The organism is Streptomyces sp. CA189, from assembly GCF_056428985.1.
This window is the reverse complement of sequence record NZ_JBWJVM010000014.1, coordinates 39619-57207: the sequence shown is the minus strand read 5'-3', so window position 1 is coordinate 57207 and position 17589 is coordinate 39619. Positions and strand designations below refer to the sequence as shown.

The following is a 17589-nucleotide window of genomic DNA, read 5'->3' as shown; positions in this document are numbered from 1 at the left end:
TGCAACCCGGCAGCGGGGCGCCCCGGCCCGCGCCTTGCTCCGTACCGGCACCCCGGCCGGCCTGCACTAACGGACTTCCCTCGCCCCGGCTGTCCCAGACGCCTGTTACCAAGCAGGGACAAGAACGGCACGCTTCGGTCAGAAGGCCGGCGGGCGGCGGGGCGGGATCCGCTGCCAGCCCCCCTCGGCGACGGGATCCGGCCAGGGCCGGGTCACGGGCTCTGGCGCCCCCGCGCCGGGCCGGGTTTCACTCCGGGCCCATGAGACGACACAGGTTCACGGGCGCGCTCGGCGCGCTCGCCCTCGCGGCCGCCACCCTCGCGGCCGCCACCCTCACGGCCGCGGGCCCGGCAGCGGCGGCCGGACCCGGCGGCGCACCCACCCCGGCCGCCGCCCCCGCGCCGACGGTGACGCCGCCGGGTACGCGGCCGCCACCGCCCTCCGAGTTCGGAACGGACTGGCACGATCCACTCACCGCCGCCCCGCCCGTTGCCCGGCCCACGACCCGGTCCTGCGAAGTGGCCCTCGCCGCAGCGCAGTTCCGCGATTTCACCCCGTACCGGGGCAGTTACTCGCCTCCCACCGCCTGCGGCCCGTCCGACTGGGCGAAGGTGGTGCTCCGTCTCGACGGCAAGGTCAAGGGGCGCCAGTACGACCGCCTCGGCCACCTCTCCCTCGGCGGCGTGGAACTCTTCCGCACCTCCACCCCCCAGCCCTCGCCGGACGGCATCACCTGGTCCGTCGAGAAGGACGTCACCCAGTACCGCGACACCCTGAGCCGCCCGCAGCCCGTCGAGATGCTCATCGGCAACGTCGTGAACGACACCTACACCGGTGTCATCGACGTCAAGGTGACCCTGACCTTCTACGCGGCCGAGGGCGGCGCGGCAGCCGGCCGCGCGCCGGAGCGGGTCGTCCCCCCGGACCGGGTCCTCCCGCTCACCACCCCGGCCGTCACGCTCCCGCGCAATACGGAGCGCCTCCTCGCCGAGGTCTACGCCACCGGCTCCGGCGGCGGCTGCGAGGAGTACTGGTATTTGACCGCCCCGGACCCGGCCCCGTACTCCTGCAAAGCCGCCGGCGGCCCCCACCGCGAGGTCCGGATCTCCGTCGACGGCAGGCTCGCCGGCATCGCCGCGCCCTTCCCCACCGTCTGGACCGGCGGTTGGTCGAACCCGTTCCTCTGGTACGTCACCCCGGGCCCGCGCGCCTTCGACGTGCAGCCGGTCCGCTACGACCTCACCCCGTACGCCGCCCTCCTCAACGACGGCCGTGCGCACCGCATCGAGGTCTCCGTCGCCGGGGTTCCGGCCGGGCAGAGCGGCTGGAGCACCCCCACCAATCTGCTGCTCTGGCAGGACGCGGGCCGCGAGGTCGTCGGCGGGGCCCTGACACGCGAGGAACAGAGCGATCCGGCCAACTCGTCGCGCTGGACGCCCGCGGCGCCGGGCGCCGAGCACCGGGTGGACACCGAGGGCGGGCACCGGCTGACCGTGGCCGGGTACCTGGACACCTCCCACGGCCGGGTCACGACCACCGTCAGCCGCGCGGTGCACCACAGCTCCGTCCACCGCTGGACCGAGGGAGAGGACCGGGACGCGCTCGCCGCGACCTGGACCGACGAGGAGAGCGTGACACGCGGAGCCGTCACCACGCGGACCAGCCGGACGTACACCATGGACGGCGAGACCACCCTCGGGACGGGCGACCGGCTCCGCACCGTCATCGCGCTCGGCGACCGCGCGGACACCGTGGTCCTGCGCGGCGGACGGGAGACCGGCCGGTCCCGGCTCGACGACCGGTACACGGGCGACGCGACCTACACCGCGAACGTCCCGCGCGACCAGCGGCACGCGGTCGCCACCACCTCCGCCCGCTACCGGCTGTACGGGACCGGAGTGCCGGGCGGCTGCTACGACCGCACGGTGGCCACCGCCCAGGGCGCCGTCACCCAGGACCGCCGCCGCTGCTGAGCACGGCCTCCCCGGCCGGCCGCGCGTCCAGGGCGGGCCGGTGAAGAAGGGTCGATTCCCCCGGCATCCGGTTGCGTTGTCCCGCGCAGCGCCCTCGGCGCGGAGGCCGGGCGCCGGTCCCTGCTCGGCCGGATCGCGAGCCCCCCACCCCCGTGGGGGGGCTCCGCCGCGTCCGTGCCGTGCGTGCCGTCCGTACGTGCGAGAACGAACGCCACGCTACGGGCGGGCAGTTCACCTCACCCATGACGGCACGCGCCAGCAAGGGGACCGGATGCGCCACGGGGGGACCCTGCGCGCCGTGTTGGGGACCGCAGGCGCCCAACCCCCACGATGACCTGGTCATTCACGCTGGACTATGCTCTGTCGCTGTGGTCTCGCACGCACATCAGGGGACAACCTCCTCCGCCCTCGCCCGTCTGAGCGTCAACGTCGCGCGGCTGGTCGGCATACGCCCGCACGGATACGCCCACTTGCCGGGCATGGCGCCCCAGCACCTCAACGACGACCTGTTCCGCACTCCCTCGGCGACGGCCATCCGGATCGCGGAGCTCACGACGGTCCACGCCCACTGGACCGAGATGTCCGTGCTGTTGGCGCGGGAGTCGAGCATCGGCACCCTGGGGGTCTGGGACTACCTGATCACCTCCGCACCCACTCCGCTCGAGGGGATCCGGGACGCCGCGGCCCACTTCGCCGCCGTCGCCGACCCTCTGACCGACGGCATGCGGATCGCCGAGGACGGCGAACGGGTCACCATCAGCCACGTCAACCAGGCCGACATCGCCCACGAGGCGGCCTGCGGCATCCGCGGCTACGCCCTCGGCCTGTACCGCCGCCGGCTCGGCGAAGCCGCGGGGCGGTGCCTCGTTCCCCTGCAGGTCTCCCTCGCCGCCAAGGCGCCGCCGCGGCACGACGCCCTGATCGAGCTCTACGGCACCCGGAACATCGAGTTCGAGGCCCCAACCAGTTCGATCACCTTCCGTACCGCCGATCTCAACACCCCGGCGCCACACGCCCAGCCCGGGCTGTCGACCGTGCTCCGGCGGCACGCCGAGCAGACCCTGGCCAGCGCGATCCCGCTGCACGACTGGCTGGACCTGTTCCGTACCGCCCTGGCCTCCGCCCACGACGAGGGCGCGCCGACGCTGTCCTCGGTGGCGCGGCGCCTGACCATCAGCGCGCGGACCCTGCAGCGCCGCCTCGAAGAACACGGCACGACGTGGAGCGAGGAGGTCGAGACCGTGCGCCGGGACCACGTCGCCCGGCTGCTCCACGGCACCGACCTGAGCGTCGACTCGATCGCCGCCCGGAGCGGTTACGCCGACGCCCGCGCCCTGCGCCGGGCCGTCAAGCGCTGGTACGGCACCACCCCCGCCGCCCTGCGCCGCGCCGGCCGCGGCGATGACGGTCAGGCCGGGGTGTAGCCGCGGGCCCGGACGTGGTGGTGGGCGAGCCGGGTGAACGCCCGTGCGGCGGCGCTCCGGTAGGCGTTCTCGCGTCCGAGGAGGGCGACGGTGCGGGTGGGCAGGGCCGGTTCCAGGGGAACGGGCGCGAGGTGGGGGTGGTCCTCCGTGACCGCGTCGGGCAGGACCGTCGCGAGGTCGGTGCGCCGGACGATTTCGGTGAGGCTCTGAACCGAATTGGCCTCCACCGCGATGCGCGGCCGCACCCGGTGGTCGGCCAGGTAGGAGTCGATATGACCGCGGGTGGCGAAATCTCCGCTGAGCAGAGCTAGTTGACGGTCCGCCAGGCCGGCCACGGGCAGGGGCGGGTGCGGGCCTGTGGCGGGGCGGGCGGCGGTGACGAGGCTGAGGGTCTCGGCGTACAGCGGGGCCGCGGTGATGCCGGGCAGGTGCGGGCCGTCGAAGGCGATCCCCAGGTCGAGTTCGTCGGCGAGCAGGCCGGCCTCGATGCGGTCCTGGGCCATGTCCTTCACGTCCAGGGTGATGCCGGGGTGGCGGGCGTGGAGCTCCGCCGCCAGCGGCCCGACGAGGTAGGCGGTGAAGGTCGGCGTCACGGCCAGCCGGAGGTGGCCCCGGGAGAGGTCGGCCACGTCGTGGACGGCGCGTTCGGCGGCGGCGAGGTCTCGCAGGGCCCGGCGGGCGTGGTGGGCGTAGGTTTCGCCGGCGTCGGTGAGGCGGACCCCGCCACGCCCGGTGCGGTCCAGGAGCTGGACGCCGATGGTGCCTTCGAGCTGCTTGATCTGCTGCGAGAGGGTCGGCTGGGAGATCCGCAGTTCTTCGGCGGCGCGGGTGAAGCTCGCGTGTTCGGCGACGGCGAGCAGGTAGCGCAAGTGACGGAGTTCCAGAGCCATGGAACCGAGTATAGACGTCATCTATAGCAGACATGCCTAATGCGTCTTGGACGCTATAGGTGCAGGTCGTGCATGGTGGATCTCGTCGGCCTCACAGGTCGGCAGTCATCGAAGGGAGTGACCATGCACGACCTCATCGAGGGCGTCGCGCAGTTCCGGCGGGAGGTCTACCCGGCCAAGGCGGAGCTCTTCGCCCAGCTGGCGACGGCCCACCGGCCGCGCACCCTGTTCATCAGCTGCTCCGACGCCCGGGTGGTGCCGGAGCTGATCACCCAGAGCGAGCCGGGCGAGCTGTTCGTCATCCGTACCGCCGGCAATCTCGTACCCGCCCACGCCCCCGGCACGGACGGGGTGGCGGCCAGCATCGAGTACGCCGTCGCGGTCCTGGGCGTGAGCGACATCGTGGTGTGCGGGCACTCCGCCTGCGGCGCGATGACGGCCCTGGCCGAGCGGCACGACCTCAGCGGCGCCCCGGCGGTCGCCGGCTGGCTGCGCCACGCGGACGCCTCTCTGGCCCGTACCGGCGCCGAGGAGGACGCGCCGGGGGTCGATGCCCTGGTACGCGAGAACGTGCGCGCCCAGTTGGCGAACCTGGCCACCCATCCTTCGGTGGCCCGCGCCCTGGCCGCGGGGTCGGTGACCCTGCGCGGCTGGGTCTACGACATCCGGGCCGGGGGCGTGGAGGAACTCGGTTCCTCCCGGCCGGCCTCCCCCGCGGCCTGACCGCCGCACCCCCTCGGGTCCCCGACCCGCGTTCCCCCCACCCCATCCGCCGCTCTCCCCCACACCCGGTGAGCGGCTCACCGAAAGGAAGCCCTCTCATGGTGCACGCCCAGTTCGACAACACCGCCCGTCAGGCCCTGGCCGTCAAGGCCGTGGACGCCAAGATCCGCGAGGACCTGACCTGGCAGCGGATCGCGGACGCCGCGGGCCTGTCGGTGGCCTTCGTCACCGCGGCCGTCCTCGGCCAGCACCCGCTGCCCCGGGCCTCGGCCGAGGCCGTGGCCGGCCTCCTGGGCCTGGACGCCGACGACGCACGGCTGCTGCAGACCATCCCGACCCGCGGCTCGGTCCCCGGCGGTGCCCCCACCGACCCGACGATCTACCGCTTCTACGAGATGCTCCAGGTCTACGGCACCACGCTGAAGGCCTTGGTCCACGAGCAGCTCGGTGACGGCATCGTCTCCGCGATCAACTTCAAGCTGGACGTGAAGAAGGTCGCCGACCCCGACGGCGGGGAGCGCGCGGTCATCACCCTGGACGGCAAGTACCTGCCGACCAAGCCCTTCTGATCCGCTCCGAATCCGCTCCGAATCCGCTCCGGGCCGCCCGGATCAGCGGTGGAGGCGGCGGGTCCAGTCCTCGGGGAGCCGGTCGGCCGGGCCCGGGGCCGGCTGGTCGGCGGGGTGGCCGGAGGGCGGGGTCAGCTCGGGGCCGGACTCGTACAGCTCCTCGGCGGCGTAGTCCCAGAACCAGTCCTCGCCCGGCTCGTAGCTCTGCACCACGGGATGGCCGGTGGAATTCCAGTGGGCGGTGGCGTGCTGGGCCGGCGAGGAGTCGCAGCAGCCGATGTGGCCGCACTGGGCGCAGCGCCGCAGGTGGAACCACCAGCCGCCCACCGCATCGCACGCGGCGCAGCCGCTGCCGGAGGGCGGAACGCTCGGGTCGACTCCGTCTATGGCGGTCATACGGGCTCCTCGGAGGGCTCGGACTTGGGGCCGTGCTCGTGCTCGTGCTCGTGCTCGGGCTCGGCTTCGGATTCGGGCTCGGCTTCGGATTCGGCTTCGGCTTCGGATGCCGGTGCGGTCAGCGGGAGCAGCACCTGGAAGCGGGTGTCGCCCGGCGCGGATTCGACCTGGAGGCTTCCGTGGTGCTTGTTGACGACGATCCGCCAGGAGATGTCCAGGCCGAGACCGGTGCCCTCGCCGACCGGCTTGGTGGTGAAGAAGGGGTCGAAGATGCGGCTGCGGATCTCGGACGGGATGCCGGGCCCCGTGTCGCGGAACTCCACGAGCAGCCGGTCGCCCTCCCGTGCCGTGCGGACCGTCAGTGCGCCCTCGCCGTCCGTGCTCCCGATGGCGAAGACGGCGTTGTCGATGAGGTTGGTCCACACCTGGTTGAGTTCCGCCGGGTAGGCCGGCACGTCCGGCACGGAGCGGTCGTACTCCTTGACCACCCGGATCCGGGGGCCGATCTTGCCGGAGAGCATCAGCAGGGTGCTGTCGAGGAGTTCGTGGACGTCGACGACCCGGTGCGGGGCGCGGTCGAGCTGCGCGTACTGCTTGGCGGCGTCCACGAGGTGGGAGATACGGGTGGTGGAATCGTCGATCTCGTCCATCAACAGCTCGGTCTCGACCGTGTAGTTGAGCCAGCCGACGGCCGCCGGCAGGAGGTCCTCGGCCACGCTCGCCGCCACCTGCTCCAGCCAGTCCGTGTCCAGGCCGGCCTGGACGAAGACCGGTGCGATCCGCCAGCCCTCGGGGACGCCGTGCTCCTCCAGCCAGTCGGCGAGTTCGTCCTCCCGGTCGGAGGCCTCCAGGGGGCTCAACGCCGGGGCCTTGGCCACGCGTTCGACGGTGCGTTCCTGGATCTCGATGAGTCCGGCGATCGCCTCGCGGGGGTAGTTCCCCTGCGAGATGTGGGCCAGCTTGTGCCGCATCTTGCCCACCCGTTCGCGCAGGGTGGCGGTGGCCCGTACGGCGGCCGCGGCCGGGTTGTTGAGCTCGTGGGTGAGGCCGGCGGACAAGGAGCCGAGGGCCAGGAGCCGTTCGCGCTGGCCGATGACCTGCTGGGTGCTCCGGGCGCCGAAGAAGAGCCCTTCCAGCAGGTGCGCGGCCATCGGGAACCATTCCCGCATGACGTCCGCGAAGGACTGCGCGGGCAGGACGAAGAACCGTGTCGGCTCGGTGACCCGCATCGAGTTGTTGTACGCCTGCGGGACCTGGTCGCCCAGGTAGGCCTGCATGGCCCCGGCGTACACCCCTCGCTGGGAGGTCCGGGCGACCTCCACATCGTCGCCGCCGACCCGGCGGGACAGGACCACGGTGCCCTCGATCATCACGTAGAAGCAGGTGGCGGGGTCGCCCTCGGTGTACACGGGGCCGGTGTCGAACCGCTCCACGCGCCCCTCGGCGCACAGCCGCCCGAGCTGCTCCGGGGTGAGCTTCTCGAAGAGGAAGAGCGAGCCGATCTCCTGCGGGGAGCAGGGCATCGACTGCCCGCTCACGATTCCTCCAGGTACCGGTGGACGAGCATCACGGCCATGGCTCCCTCTCCGACGGCGGACGCGACCCGCTTCGCCGACCGGGCGCGCGCGTCGCCCGCGACGAACACGCCGGGCACGCTGGTCTCCAGGTGGTAGGGCGGCCGGTCCAGCTCCCACGCGGCCGGCGGCCGCCCGTCCGGGGTGAGGTCGGGCCCGGCCAGGATGAAGCCGTGGTCGTCGCGCAGGACCGTACCGTCCAGCCAGTCGGTGAGCGGGGCTGCGCCGATGAAGACGAACATCCACTGGGTGTCGACGAGTTCGGTCGCCCCGGTGTCCACGTCGCGCAGCGTGAGCTGCTCCAGGTGGCCGTCGCCGTGCGCCGATTCGACGGTGGTGCGGGTGCGCACCGTGATGTTCGCCGTCTCCTCGATCTGCTGGATCAGGTAGTACGACATGGACGCCGCCAGGGAGTCCCCGCGCACCAGCAGCGTCACCGATTTCGCACCGCGGGCCAGGTACATGGCCGCCTGTCCGGCGGAGTTGGCGCCGCCGACGACGTACACGTCCTGTTCCAGGCAGGAGGAGGCCTCGGTGAGCGAGGAGCCGTAGTACACCCCGCGCCCGGTGAGGCCGTCGCAGCCGGGCGCCCCGAGCTGCCGGTAGGAGACCCCGGTCGCCAGGATGATGCTCTGCGCGCCGATCGCCGAGCCGTCGGAGAAGCGGACGACGCGGGCCGCGCCGTTGACCTCCAGTCCGGTGACCTCGCGTGCGGTGAGGATCTCGGCGCCGAACCGGCCGGCCTGGCGGCGGGCGCGGTCGGTGAGCTGGGCGCCGGACACTCCGTCCGGGAAGCCGAGGTAGTTCTCGATGCGGGAGCTCTGCCCGGCCTGTCCGCCGGTCGCGGACCGCTCCACCAGTACGGTGCGCAGCCCCTCGGAGGCCCCGTACAGCGCGGAGCCGAGCCCGGCGGGGCCTCCGCCGATCACGACGAGGTCGTAGAAGTCGGCGGTGGGTGTGGTCGCGAGGCCCACGTGCGCGGCCAGGCCGGGTGCGTCCGGCTGGATCAGCACGGTGCCCCCTGGGGTGATCACCACGGGCAGCCGCTGCCCGTCGGCGCCGGCCGCCCGCAGCAGTCGCTGTCCTTCCGGCTCCTCGCAGGAGTACCAGCGGTACGGCACCTGGTTGCGGGCCAGGAACTCCCGGACGCTCGACGAGGGGGCCGACCAGCGGTGTCCGACGACCTTGGTGGCGGGCACGGGCCGGTGGTCGCCGGTGCGCCAGGCGGTGAGGAGGTCGTCCAGGACGGGGTAGAGCTTCTCCTCGGGCGGATCCCACGGTTTGAGGAGGTAGTGGTCGAGGTCGACGACGTTGATCGCGTCGATCGCCGCGTTGGTGTCGGCGTAGGCGGTCAGCAGGACGCGGCGCGCACCCGGGTACACGGTGAGGGCTTCCTCGAGGAACGCGATGCCGTTCATCTGCGGCATGCGGTAGTCGGCCAGGATCACCGCCACCAGGTCGCCTCGGAGTTTCAGCTCGCGCAGCGCCTCCAGTGCGGATTCGCCGGATTCGGCGCGCACGATCCGGTACTCGGCTCCGTAGCGGCGCCGCAGGTCGCGGGCGATGGCCCGGGAGACTCCCGGATCGTCGTCCACGGTCAGGATCACGGTCCGTGCCGTGTCGGCGGCCTCTGTCATGGCTCTCCCGCCCCGGGCGTGCCTGGACTGGCGGCGTAGCGGCGAGCCGCCCGCACCCGGTTCCCGTCCATCCTAGGGTCGATCGTCCGGGTCCGCGCGGACGGTCGGCACGGGCGGCACGGGCGGGCGGAGCGGGCAAGGGAGCGGGCAGGGGGCGCCCTCATCGGCGGAAATTCCGTACCGCCCCGGCGGGAAGGGGCGGAGACTCTCCCCATGGCTGACATGGTGGTGTTCGGGAATGCGGTGACCGCGTGGGCGGCCGGTGACGCCGGTGGACTCGGTGACGTCGGGGCCGCAGCAGAGGCGGCGGACGCGGCGCGCGAGCTGGCCGCGCGGCTGCCCGTACGGACCGTCGTGCTGCTGGAAGGGGCGAGCGACGCCGAAGCGGTCGACGCGCTGGCCGCCCGACGGGGACGGAACCTGGCGGCCGAAGGGGTCTGTGTCCTGCCGATGGGCGGCGCGATGAGCGTCGGGCGCTTCGCCCGGTTCCTCGGACCCCGGGGTCTGGGCCTGCGCCTCACGGGACTGTGCGACGAGCGGGAACGCGGCTTCTACGCGCGCGGCTGGGAGCGGGCCGGTGCGGAGCCGCGGGGTTTCTTCGTCTGCGCAGCGGACCTGGAGGACGAGCTCATCCGCGCGCTGGGCGTGCCCGGGGTGGAGGAGCTCGTCCGGGAGGAGGGGGACCACCGCGCCTTGCAGACCTTCCTGCGCCAGCCCGCGCAGCAGGGCCGCAGCGCGCAGCAGCAGGTGCGGCGCTTCCTCGGCACGAAGAAGGGGCGCAAGATCCGGTACGGCCGCGTCCTCGTCGAGGCGCTCGACCCCGAGCGCGTACCGGCGCCCCTCGAGGAGCTGTTCGCGAGCCTGTGACCCGCCGCCGCCCACGCGGGGTCAGCTCAGGTGGTGCAGGAAGAAGGCGGCCGCCTCGTCGCCGACCCGGACCCGGGCGGTCGGGTCGGCGGGCTCCGGGGCGATGAAGTCCTCGTGCCGGACCGCGGGCCCGGCCGAGCGGCCGCTCGCGGTGGGAATGTGGTCCAGGTACGGCCTCGTGTCGGTTTCGTACGGGGCGATCGTGTCCGCTCCGCCCCAGCGGATGGCGACCGGTACGCGTACGGCCTCCAGGCTCTCCCGGGTCACCATCGCGCCGACTCCCGGGGCCACCTGGAAGACCGCCCCCACCCGGGGATCGGAGAGGTCTCCCCCGGCTCCGTCCAGCGTGCGCCGCGTCGACTCGTCCTGCGGGTACTTGCCTCCAGCACCCCGGGGAACTCGGGGATCTCCGGCAGCGGGACCGCGCCCGAGAACACGGCCCACAGGACCCCCGGATCGACGCGGGCCCCGGCCAGCGCCGCGGCGGTGTAGCCGCCCACGGAGAACCCCGTCACGCCGACCGGGCCGAGGGGCTGTTCCCGGGCGAGCGCGTCGAGGGCGAAGGAGATGTCCCGGGGCCGTTCCCAGACGTGGAGGAAGCCCTCCGGCTCGTAGCCGTCGACGAAGTTGTTGCCGTGGTGGTCCAGGGCCGCCACCCGGAACCCCGCCGCGTGCAGCGGGCGTACCAGCCACTCCATGTCGCTGCCCGAGCCCCCGGTGCCGTGCGAGACCACGACGAGCGGGGCCGGTGCGTCCCCCTCCGTGCGGCTCGGCTCCCAGACGTACAGGCGGACCGGCCGCGGCCGGGACGGATCGCGCAGGTCCGGGCGGGACTCGTCGTACAGGACACGTATCAGCGGTTCTGGCGCGGCGTGGATCATGGCGGCATCGACAGAGCGCGCACCGGCGGGCGGCTCCCGGCCGAACGCCAAGTCACCGCAGCTCAGCGCATCTTGAGCTCGTGTCCGGGGGCCAGGGCGGCGGAGATGCGTTCGGCTATGGTCTGGGCCGAATTGCCCGCGGGGCTCATGGGGCCCTGGGTCACGGTGACGGAGACGGCGAGCTTCTCCGCCGGCAAGTAGGCCTGGATGGCCGCGTAGCCGGAGAAGGACGGGTTCGTCAGGATCCAGCCGTTGACGACGATCACGCCCAGGCCGAAGTGGTGGGCCGCCGTATTGGTCAGGAGGCAGACGCTGTCCGGGCAGGTGGCCGTCGGGTGGCCGAGGCCGATGGTGCCCGGGTCGAGCTGGGTCTTGAAGGACTTCGCGGACAGCAGTTCCCCGGTCCCGACGGCCCGCGCGGACCGGTCCAGGTCACAGATGTTCTGGACGAGGACCGCACCGGGAGCGGTGGTCCACGAGGGGTTCCAGAAGGTGGACTCCTCGTAGGTGCCGCGCTCTGAGGTGAAGGCGTGCAGGACCGGTTCCGGAATCTGCGGGGTGTACTGGTTGCTGGTCCCGTTCAGCCCGAGCGGTTCGTAGACGCGTTCCCTCAGCAGCCGGTCCAGCGGGAGGCCGCTGATCTTCTCCAACGCCTGGCCGAGCAGTGCGAAGTTGGCGTGCGAGTAGCTCCAGTTGGTGCCGGGCTCGTAGAGGAGCGGCTCGTCCGTCGCGATGCCGATGACCTCGGCCGCCGTCCACTTGCGGAACGGTTTGGCCTCCAACTCGGCGAGGAACGCCGGGTCGGTGACGTAGTCGTGCAGGCCGGAGGTGGAACTGCCCAGCATGCGCAGGGTGATCTCGGATCCGTGCGGCACGTCCGGCAGCCAGCGGGACACGGGGTCGTCGAGTGACGCCTTGCCCTCGTCGACGAGTTGGAGCAGGACGGCGCCCATGTAGACGATGGCCACGGACCCCGTGCGGAACTGCATCGCGGGCTCGGCCGGGACTCCCGTCATCGACTCCCCGAGGGCCTTGGTGAGGACCTCGCGGCCGTCGGAGGACACCCGCAGGACCACCGAGTTCAGTCCGAACTCCCGCTGGGCCTGCTGCGCGATGGTGAGGACCTTGAGCGCGTCGCCCTGTGCGGGGCCGGGAGAGTTCACGCATGCCGCGGGAGCCGGAGCCGCGGCGGCCGTCTCCACGCCAGCGGCCGTCCCCGCCGGAAGGGCCGCGCCCATCAGACCGGCGATGCACAGCAAGACCGTACGGGTACGCCTCACGCCCCCAGTATGGGCGGGGCCCGCGGACGGCGCATGCGGTGGCTGCGGCGGCTGCGGCGGCACTGCGGGACGCCCGGGGTGGGCTTTACCCGCCTTTACGAGGGCGGGCGGAGCCGGCCGGCGGAGTCCCTCTGCTCCCTCTGACACGGAACCAGGGCGAGCTGACACGGAACCAGGGCGAGCCGGGGCGAACCGGACGGGTTCCCCGTCGAATCCACACCTGGCGGTCATTCAGTTGCCGAGAACTGCTCCGCGGGGACTTCCAGAGCCATGTGATGTGTGCCATGTTACATCGCACACTGCATAGCCGTGTACACGACAGAGTTGAAATCCCCACCAACTCCCGTCGGCGTCACGGTCCGCATTCCTCGATCGCCGCGTTGCCAGCGCGGCCGCAGACCGGCTCGGAGGCCCACCCCTCATGCGAAGTTCCCCCACCACGATGGGCCGTGCCCGGCCCCTCATAGCCGCCCTGGCCTGCTGTCTGGGCCTGACGATGCTCGCCCCCGCCGGCCGGGCCTTCGCGCGCGAACCGAAGCCCGCCGCGCCCGCTCCGACCTGGAAGTCCGGCGCCGCCCCGCAGCCCTCGACCCCGGCCGCCGCGGCCGCCGCGCTCAGGGCCGAGCACGCCGCACGCCCCGACGCGGACCTGTCCGAGCGCGTCCCGCTCCGGGCCGCCAAGGAGCCCTCACTCGCCGAACAGCCCTCTTCCAAGGCGAAGTTGGCGTCCGGCTCCGCCGCGGCCGCCGAGGCCGTCGCCGCGGCCTGCAACGTCGCGGACTTCACGTCGAAGACCGGGGCCGCGCTGGTCCAGCAGATCAAGGCCTCCGAGATGGACTGCGTGAACACGCTGTTCCTGCTCAAGGGCAACGACGCGCACGCGGCGTTCCGCGAGGCGCAGATGGTCTCGGTCGCCGATGCCCTGCGCGCCGCCACCGCCACGTACCCCGGTGACAACAGCACGTCGACCGGGCAGCTCGTCCTCTTCCTGCGCGCCGGGTACTACGTGCAGTGGTACAACGAGTCCACCGTCGGCGCCTACGGCCCGGCCCTGAAGAGCTCGATCCGGGGTGCCCTGGACGGCTTCTTCGCCGCTCCGCGCGCGGCCGACGTGACCCAGGCCAACGGCTCGACGCTGTCCGAGACGGTCATCCTGATCGACAGCGCCCAGGAGAACGCGCGCTACCTCGGCGTCGTCAAGCGACTGCTGACCGGCTACAACGCCTCGTACAACAGCTCGCCTTCGATGGTCGCGGCGGTGAACAACTCCTACACCGTCCTGTTCCGCGGCCACCAGACCGCCGAGTTCCTGCCCGCCGTCCAGGCCGACCCGGGCATCCTCACGGTGCTGCGCGACTTCGCCGTCACCCACGACGCCCTCCTGGGCACGGACAAGAGCTACCTGACGGCCAACGCCGCACGGGAACTGGGCCGCTTCCTCCAGCACTCGGCGCTCCAGGCGACCGTACGGCCGCTCGTCAAGCAGCTGCTGGACCGCACCGCGATCACCGGCCGGACCGCCTCGCTCTGGGTGCCGCTCGCCGAGATGACCTCCGCGTACGACGCGGCCAACTGCTCCGTCTACGGGACCTGCGACCTGCCGGCGCGGGTGCGTGCCGCCGTCCTGACGGTCAACCACACCTGTAGCCCGAGCCTGCGGATCGTCGCGCAGCAGATGACCTCCGCCGAGCTCGGCGCGAGCTGCACCAGCCTGGCCAACCAGGACGCCTTCTTCCACAACGTGGTCAAGGACAGCGGCCCGGTCGCCAACGACAAGAACACCGCGCTCGAGGTGGTGACATTCGACTCCAGCGCCGACTACCAGACCTATGCCGGTGCCATCTTCGGGATCAGCACCGACAACGGCGGCATGTACCTGGAGGGCGACCCCTCGGTCACCGGGAACCAGCCGCGGTTCATCGCCTACGAGGCGGAGTGGGCCCGGCCGGAGTTCCAGATCTGGAACCTCAACCACGAGTACACCCACTACCTCGACGGCCGCTTCGACATGTACGGCGACTTCGCCGCCGGGATGACCACCCCGACCGTGATGTGGGTCGAGGGCCTGGCCGAGTACGTCTCGTACTCGTACCGCAACGTCACCTACGACCGGGCCGTCACCGAGGCGGGCAAGAACACCTACAAGCTCAGCACGCTCTTCGACACCACCTACGACAACTCCGACTCCACCCGCGTCTACCAGTGGGGCTACCTCGCGGTCCGCTACCTGATCCAGTCGCACCCGCAGGACGTGGCCACGTTGCTCGGCCACTACCGCACCGGCAACTGGGCGGCCGCCCGCACGCTGCTCACCTCCACCATCGGCACCCGCTACGACGCGGACTTCGCGGCCTGGCTGGTCAAGTGCGCGGCCGGAGACTGCGGCGGCACCACCAACCCGCCGGTCAACCAGGCCCCGGTGGCCGGTTTCACCGCGGCCGTGAGCGCCCTGGCGGTCAGCTTCACCGACACCTCCACGGACGCGGACGGCACCATCGCCTCCCGTGCCTGGAACTTCGGCGACGGCACCGGCTCCACCTCCGCCAACCCGGCCAAGACCTACGCCGCGGCCGGCACCTACACCGTGACGCTCACCGTCACCGACAACAAGGGCGCCACCGCCAACACCAGCAAGTCGGTCACGGTCGGTACGGCCGGGCCCGGCGAGTGCACCAACCCCGACATCCGGGTGCTCGGTGACAACTGCCGCCGCTCCAACGTCTCGGCCACGACGGGCAACTACGCCTACTTCTACCTGGACGTCCCGGCCGGCACCGGCTCCCTCAAGATCTCCGTCTCGGGCGGCACCGGCAACGCCGACCTCTACTACAGCCCCAGCGGCTGGGCCACCACCGGCAGCTACACGGCCCGCTCGGCGCAGAGCGGCAACAGCGAATCCCTGACCGTCAACAACCCGGCGGCCGGCCGCGTCTACCTCAGCCTGCACGCCGTCCAGGGCTTCGCCAACGTCACCGTCACGACCCAGTTCGGGTCGGCCCAGGTGGAGTGCGCGGACGCCGACCTCCGGGTGCTGGGTGCGGACTGCAGCCGCTCCAACGTCTCCGCCACCGCCGGGAACTACCGCTACTTCTACGTGAACGTCCCGGCCGGCACGGCCTCCCTCAAGATCTCCGTCGCGGGCGGCACCGGGAACGCCGACCTGTACTACAGCCCCACGAGCTGGGCCACCACCGGCAACTACACCACGCGCTCGACCCAGAGCGGCAACACCGAAACCCTCACCGTCAACAACCCCCCGGCCGGCTACCTCTACGTCAGCCTGCACGCCGCCCAGGACTTCGCCGGAGCAACCGTCTCCAGCCGCTTCTGAGCCCCCCGCGCACAGCACACCGGCCCCCACCCCTCCTCGGAGGGGTGGGGGCCGCCGCCGTCCCGCCGGAAGGCGGAGGATGGCGGCGGAAGTCTTTCAGGTCTGTTCACTTGTCCGTGACCTGCACCTTCCCGGCGGGAGGCGGTGCGGCCGGTCGAATGGTGGCGGCAGAGGTCTGGACCACATGAGATGCGCCAATCCCGTGGCCGATTGGATGTGTTGGCCGCACAGAAACAAATGGTCTATACCTCTGGCGCTATGGTGGCCACCTGAAACGGGCGCATAAACAGCCGTGGGGGGCTTTATGACCTTTCATCATCTTCCGCAACCACCTTCCGACGAAGAGCTCTACTGGTACTTCGGCCCGCAACGACGCTGGGTCCTCATCAGCACGAGCCTCGCCTTCGTCTTCACCGCGGCGACCATGTTCACCTTCGCGCTGCGCACGCCGGCCCTGTGGGCCTTCCTCGCCGTCCTGGGGCTCAACCTCGTCGCCCTCGTCCTCTCTTCGGTGAACAGCCTGCGCCAACGCAGGCTGACCCGGCCCTCGCACGAGGTGCTCGTACGGGCGTGGCAGCCCGCCCGACTCCCCGGCGTGGACCTGTACTTGCCGACCTGCGGCGAGCCGCTCCCCGTCCTGGACAACGCCTACCGCGCGGTCTCCGCCGTCGACTGGCCCGGGGCACTGACCACTTGGGTGCTGGACGACGCCGACCGGCCCGAAGTCGCTGCGCTGGCGGCCTCGTACGGGTACGAGTACGTCGTACGGCCGGACCGGGGGCACCTGAAGAAGGCAGGCAACCTCAATCACGCACTGACCCTGAGCAACGCCGAGTTCATCGCCATCCTCGACGCCGACTTCGCGCCGCGGCCCGACTTCCTGCGCCATCTCGTGCCCTATCTGGCCGACCCGGCCGTCGGGATCGTGCAGAGCCCGCAGTGCTTCGACACCGACGGGACCATGGGCTGGATCCAGCGGGCCGCGGGCTCCGCCCAGGAGTGGTTCTTCCGCTGGATCCAGCCGTCCCGGGACGCGAGCGACGCCGCCATCTGCTGCGGCAGCAACGCCGTCTACCGGCGCGCCGCCATCGACCTGGCCGGCGGGTTCGCCCGCCTCGACCACAGCGAGGACCTGTACACCGGCCTCGCCCTGCACGCGCGGGGGTTCCGTACCCTGTACGTGCCGGTGCTGGTCGCCAAGGGCACCTCCCCCGAGGAGGTCACCTCCTTCGTCAACCAGCAGTACCGGTGGGCGATGGGCAACCTCCACCTGCTCACCTCGCCCGTCCTGCGGGGGATGGGCGCGCCCTGGCGGATGCGGCTGTGCTTCTACGAGGGCGTGGTCGGCTACCTGGCCGCCGCCGTGAACACCTTCGCGGCGCCGCTGCCGCCCCTGGTGATGATGTTCTGGTACCCGGACGACATCCGGCCCTGGCACGTCCTGCCGCTGCTCGCCCCGCTGTGGCTCTGGCACGTGCTGCTCCCGCGGATCAGCAGGACCCGCTGGCGGGTGGAGGTGATCCGGGCGAACGTCCTGACGAGCGCCGCCGCCGCCACCGCCTTCCTGCACACGCTGCGCGGCCGCAGTGCCGACTGGGTGCCCACCGGCACCCGGGGCCCGGCCCGCTCCGGCGGGATGGCCCGCCGGGTGGTGGGCGTCTCACTGCTCTGGCTGGTCCTCTCCAACGGAGCGGCCGCGGCCGGGATGGCGCTGGCCGTGGCCCGCAACGGCTGGGAGCCCAACTGGGGTCTGCTCCTCTACTTCCTGGTGCAGTGCCAGATCAACGGCCCGCTGGTCCGCGACCTGTTCACCGAGCTGCGCCCGTCGGTTCCCCCCGGGCGCAAGGAGACCTCCGCCGAGGCCGGCCCTGCTCCGGCCGGCGGCCGTCCGCGCAGCCTCGTACGGGCCTTCGCCGACCGCTCCCGCACCGGCGTGCTGCCGCGCCGCTGGCCCGAGACCCTCGCCGCCTCGGCGGTGCTCCTGCTCACCGGCCTGGTGGCTTCCGGGTGGGTCAACCCCATGCTTCCCTGGCTGAGTTGAAAG

The 17589-nt window shown here is 72.1% G+C and carries 14 protein-coding genes; 7 read left to right on the top strand and 7 right to left on the bottom strand.

Annotation, left to right across the window (positions count from 1 at the left end; translation table 11 throughout):
• Positions 1–260: 260 nt before the first annotated feature.
• Positions 261–1973 (top strand): peptide-N4-asparagine amidase, encoded by a 1713-nt coding sequence (locus AC061S_RS14120; protein ID WP_478686266.1) that lies wholly within the window; start codon positions 261–263, stop codon positions 1971–1973.
• Positions 1974–2341: 368 nt separating this feature from the next.
• Positions 2342–3397, top strand: a complete 1056-nt coding sequence (locus AC061S_RS14115; protein ID WP_478686265.1) for a helix-turn-helix domain-containing protein — start codon at positions 2342–2344, stop codon at positions 3395–3397.
• On the opposite strand, the gene cynR is transcribed toward AC061S_RS14115, so the two are convergent.
• The gene (cynR, locus tag AC061S_RS14110) at positions 3382–4287 is read right to left on the bottom strand and encodes a transcriptional regulator CynR (RefSeq protein WP_478686264.1); all 906 of its coding nucleotides are present in this window, start codon (positions 4285–4287) and stop codon (positions 3382–3384) included. The two genes, AC061S_RS14115 and cynR, sit on opposite strands and share 16 nt — an antisense overlap.
• Positions 4288–4410: 123 nt before the next feature.
• Here cynR and AC061S_RS14105 point away from each other — a divergent pair, with 123 nt between their 5' ends.
• On the top strand, positions 4411–5010 hold the full coding sequence (locus AC061S_RS14105) for a carbonic anhydrase (RefSeq protein ID WP_478686263.1): 600 nt from the start codon (positions 4411–4413) through the stop codon (positions 5008–5010).
• A 98-nt stretch (positions 5011–5108) separates the two neighbouring features.
• Positions 5109–5579, top strand: a complete 471-nt coding sequence (cynS, locus tag AC061S_RS14100; protein WP_478686262.1) for a cyanase — start codon at positions 5109–5111, stop codon at positions 5577–5579.
• A gap of 42 nt (positions 5580–5621) precedes the next feature.
• On the opposite strand, the gene AC061S_RS14095 is transcribed toward cynS, so the two are convergent.
• The 3 genes from AC061S_RS14095 to AC061S_RS14085 are packed head-to-tail and all read right to left on the bottom strand — an operon-like array spanning position 5622 to position 9186.
• Positions 5622–5975 (bottom strand): UBP-type zinc finger domain-containing protein, encoded by a 354-nt coding sequence (locus tag AC061S_RS14095; RefSeq protein WP_478686261.1) that lies wholly within the window; start codon positions 5973–5975, stop codon positions 5622–5624.
• Positions 5972–7498 (bottom strand): ATP-binding protein, encoded by a 1527-nt coding sequence (locus AC061S_RS14090; protein WP_478686365.1) that lies wholly within the window; start codon positions 7496–7498, stop codon positions 5972–5974. Before AC061S_RS14090 ends, AC061S_RS14095 begins: the two co-directional genes overlap by 4 nt.
• Positions 7499–7509: 11 nt before the next feature.
• Positions 7510–9186 carry an NAD(P)/FAD-dependent oxidoreductase gene (locus AC061S_RS14085; protein WP_478686260.1) on the bottom strand — a complete coding sequence of 559 codons (1677 nt, stop codon included), beginning with the start codon at positions 9184–9186 and terminating at the stop codon, positions 7510–7512.
• Positions 9187–9399: 213 nt separating this feature from the next.
• Between AC061S_RS14085 and AC061S_RS14080 the strand changes: the two genes are divergently transcribed.
• On the top strand, positions 9400–10053 hold the full coding sequence (locus AC061S_RS14080; RefSeq protein ID WP_478686259.1) for a TOPRIM nucleotidyl transferase/hydrolase domain-containing protein: 654 nt from the start codon (positions 9400–9402) through the stop codon (positions 10051–10053).
• 21 nt (positions 10054–10074) lie between these two features.
• On the opposite strand, the gene AC061S_RS14075 is transcribed toward AC061S_RS14080, so the two are convergent.
• From AC061S_RS14075 to AC061S_RS14065, 3 genes are all read right to left on the bottom strand, one after another.
• Positions 10075–10323 (bottom strand): hypothetical protein, encoded by a 249-nt coding sequence (locus tag AC061S_RS14075; protein WP_478686258.1) that lies wholly within the window; start codon positions 10321–10323, stop codon positions 10075–10077.
• Complete coding sequence (locus AC061S_RS14070) at positions 10317–10934, bottom strand: alpha/beta hydrolase family protein (RefSeq protein WP_478686257.1); 618 nt, start codon at positions 10932–10934, stop codon at positions 10317–10319. The genes AC061S_RS14075 and AC061S_RS14070 overlap by 7 nt, the downstream gene beginning before the upstream one ends.
• 62 nt (positions 10935–10996) lie before the next feature.
• A complete protein-coding gene (locus tag AC061S_RS14065; RefSeq protein WP_478686256.1) occupies positions 10997–12214 on the bottom strand; it encodes a serine hydrolase domain-containing protein in 1218 nt (405 codons plus the stop codon).
• Positions 12215–12635: 421 nt separating this feature from the next.
• Here AC061S_RS14065 and AC061S_RS14060 point away from each other — a divergent pair, with 421 nt between their 5' ends.
• Both AC061S_RS14060 and AC061S_RS14055 read left to right on the top strand, forming a co-directional pair.
• Positions 12636–15545 carry a collagenase gene (locus AC061S_RS14060; protein WP_478686255.1) on the top strand — a complete coding sequence of 970 codons (2910 nt, stop codon included), beginning with the start codon at positions 12636–12638 and terminating at the stop codon, positions 15543–15545.
• A gap of 304 nt (positions 15546–15849) precedes the next feature.
• Positions 15850–17586, top strand: a complete 1737-nt coding sequence (locus AC061S_RS14055) for a glycosyltransferase family 2 protein (RefSeq protein WP_478686254.1) — start codon at positions 15850–15852, stop codon at positions 17584–17586.
• The last annotated feature ends 3 nt before the right edge of the window (positions 17587–17589 follow it).

What these genes read in the sequence shown, in the direction of transcription:
- AC061S_RS14120 (WP_478686266.1), top strand. Translation starts at nt 261, where the DNA reads ATGAGACGACACAGGTTCACGGGCGCGCTCGGCGCGCTCGCCCTCGCG.
- cynR (WP_478686264.1), bottom strand. Translation starts at nt 4,287, where the DNA reads ATGGCTCTGGAACTCCGTCACTTGCGCTACCTGCTCGCCGTCGCCGAA.
- AC061S_RS14105 (WP_478686263.1), top strand. Translation starts at nt 4,411, where the DNA reads ATGCACGACCTCATCGAGGGCGTCGCGCAGTTCCGGCGGGAGGTCTAC.
- cynS (WP_478686262.1), top strand. Translation starts at nt 5,109, where the DNA reads ATGGTGCACGCCCAGTTCGACAACACCGCCCGTCAGGCCCTGGCCGTC.
- AC061S_RS14095 (WP_478686261.1), bottom strand. Translation starts at nt 5,975, where the DNA reads ATGACCGCCATAGACGGAGTCGACCCGAGCGTTCCGCCCTCCGGCAGC.
- AC061S_RS14090 (WP_478686365.1), bottom strand. Translation starts at nt 7,498, where the DNA reads ATGCCCTGCTCCCCGCAGGAGATCGGCTCGCTCTTCCTCTTCGAGAAG.
- AC061S_RS14085 (WP_478686260.1), bottom strand. Translation starts at nt 9,186, where the DNA reads ATGACAGAGGCCGCCGACACGGCACGGACCGTGATCCTGACCGTGGAC.
- AC061S_RS14080 (WP_478686259.1), top strand. Translation starts at nt 9,400, where the DNA reads ATGGCTGACATGGTGGTGTTCGGGAATGCGGTGACCGCGTGGGCGGCC.
- AC061S_RS14075 (WP_478686258.1), bottom strand. Translation starts at nt 10,323, where the DNA reads ATGGTGACCCGGGAGAGCCTGGAGGCCGTACGCGTACCGGTCGCCATC.
- AC061S_RS14070 (WP_478686257.1), bottom strand. Translation starts at nt 10,934, where the DNA reads ATGATCCACGCCGCGCCAGAACCGCTGATACGTGTCCTGTACGACGAG.
- AC061S_RS14060 (WP_478686255.1), top strand. Translation starts at nt 12,636, where the DNA reads ATGCGAAGTTCCCCCACCACGATGGGCCGTGCCCGGCCCCTCATAGCC.
- AC061S_RS14055 (WP_478686254.1), top strand. Translation starts at nt 15,850, where the DNA reads ATGACCTTTCATCATCTTCCGCAACCACCTTCCGACGAAGAGCTCTAC.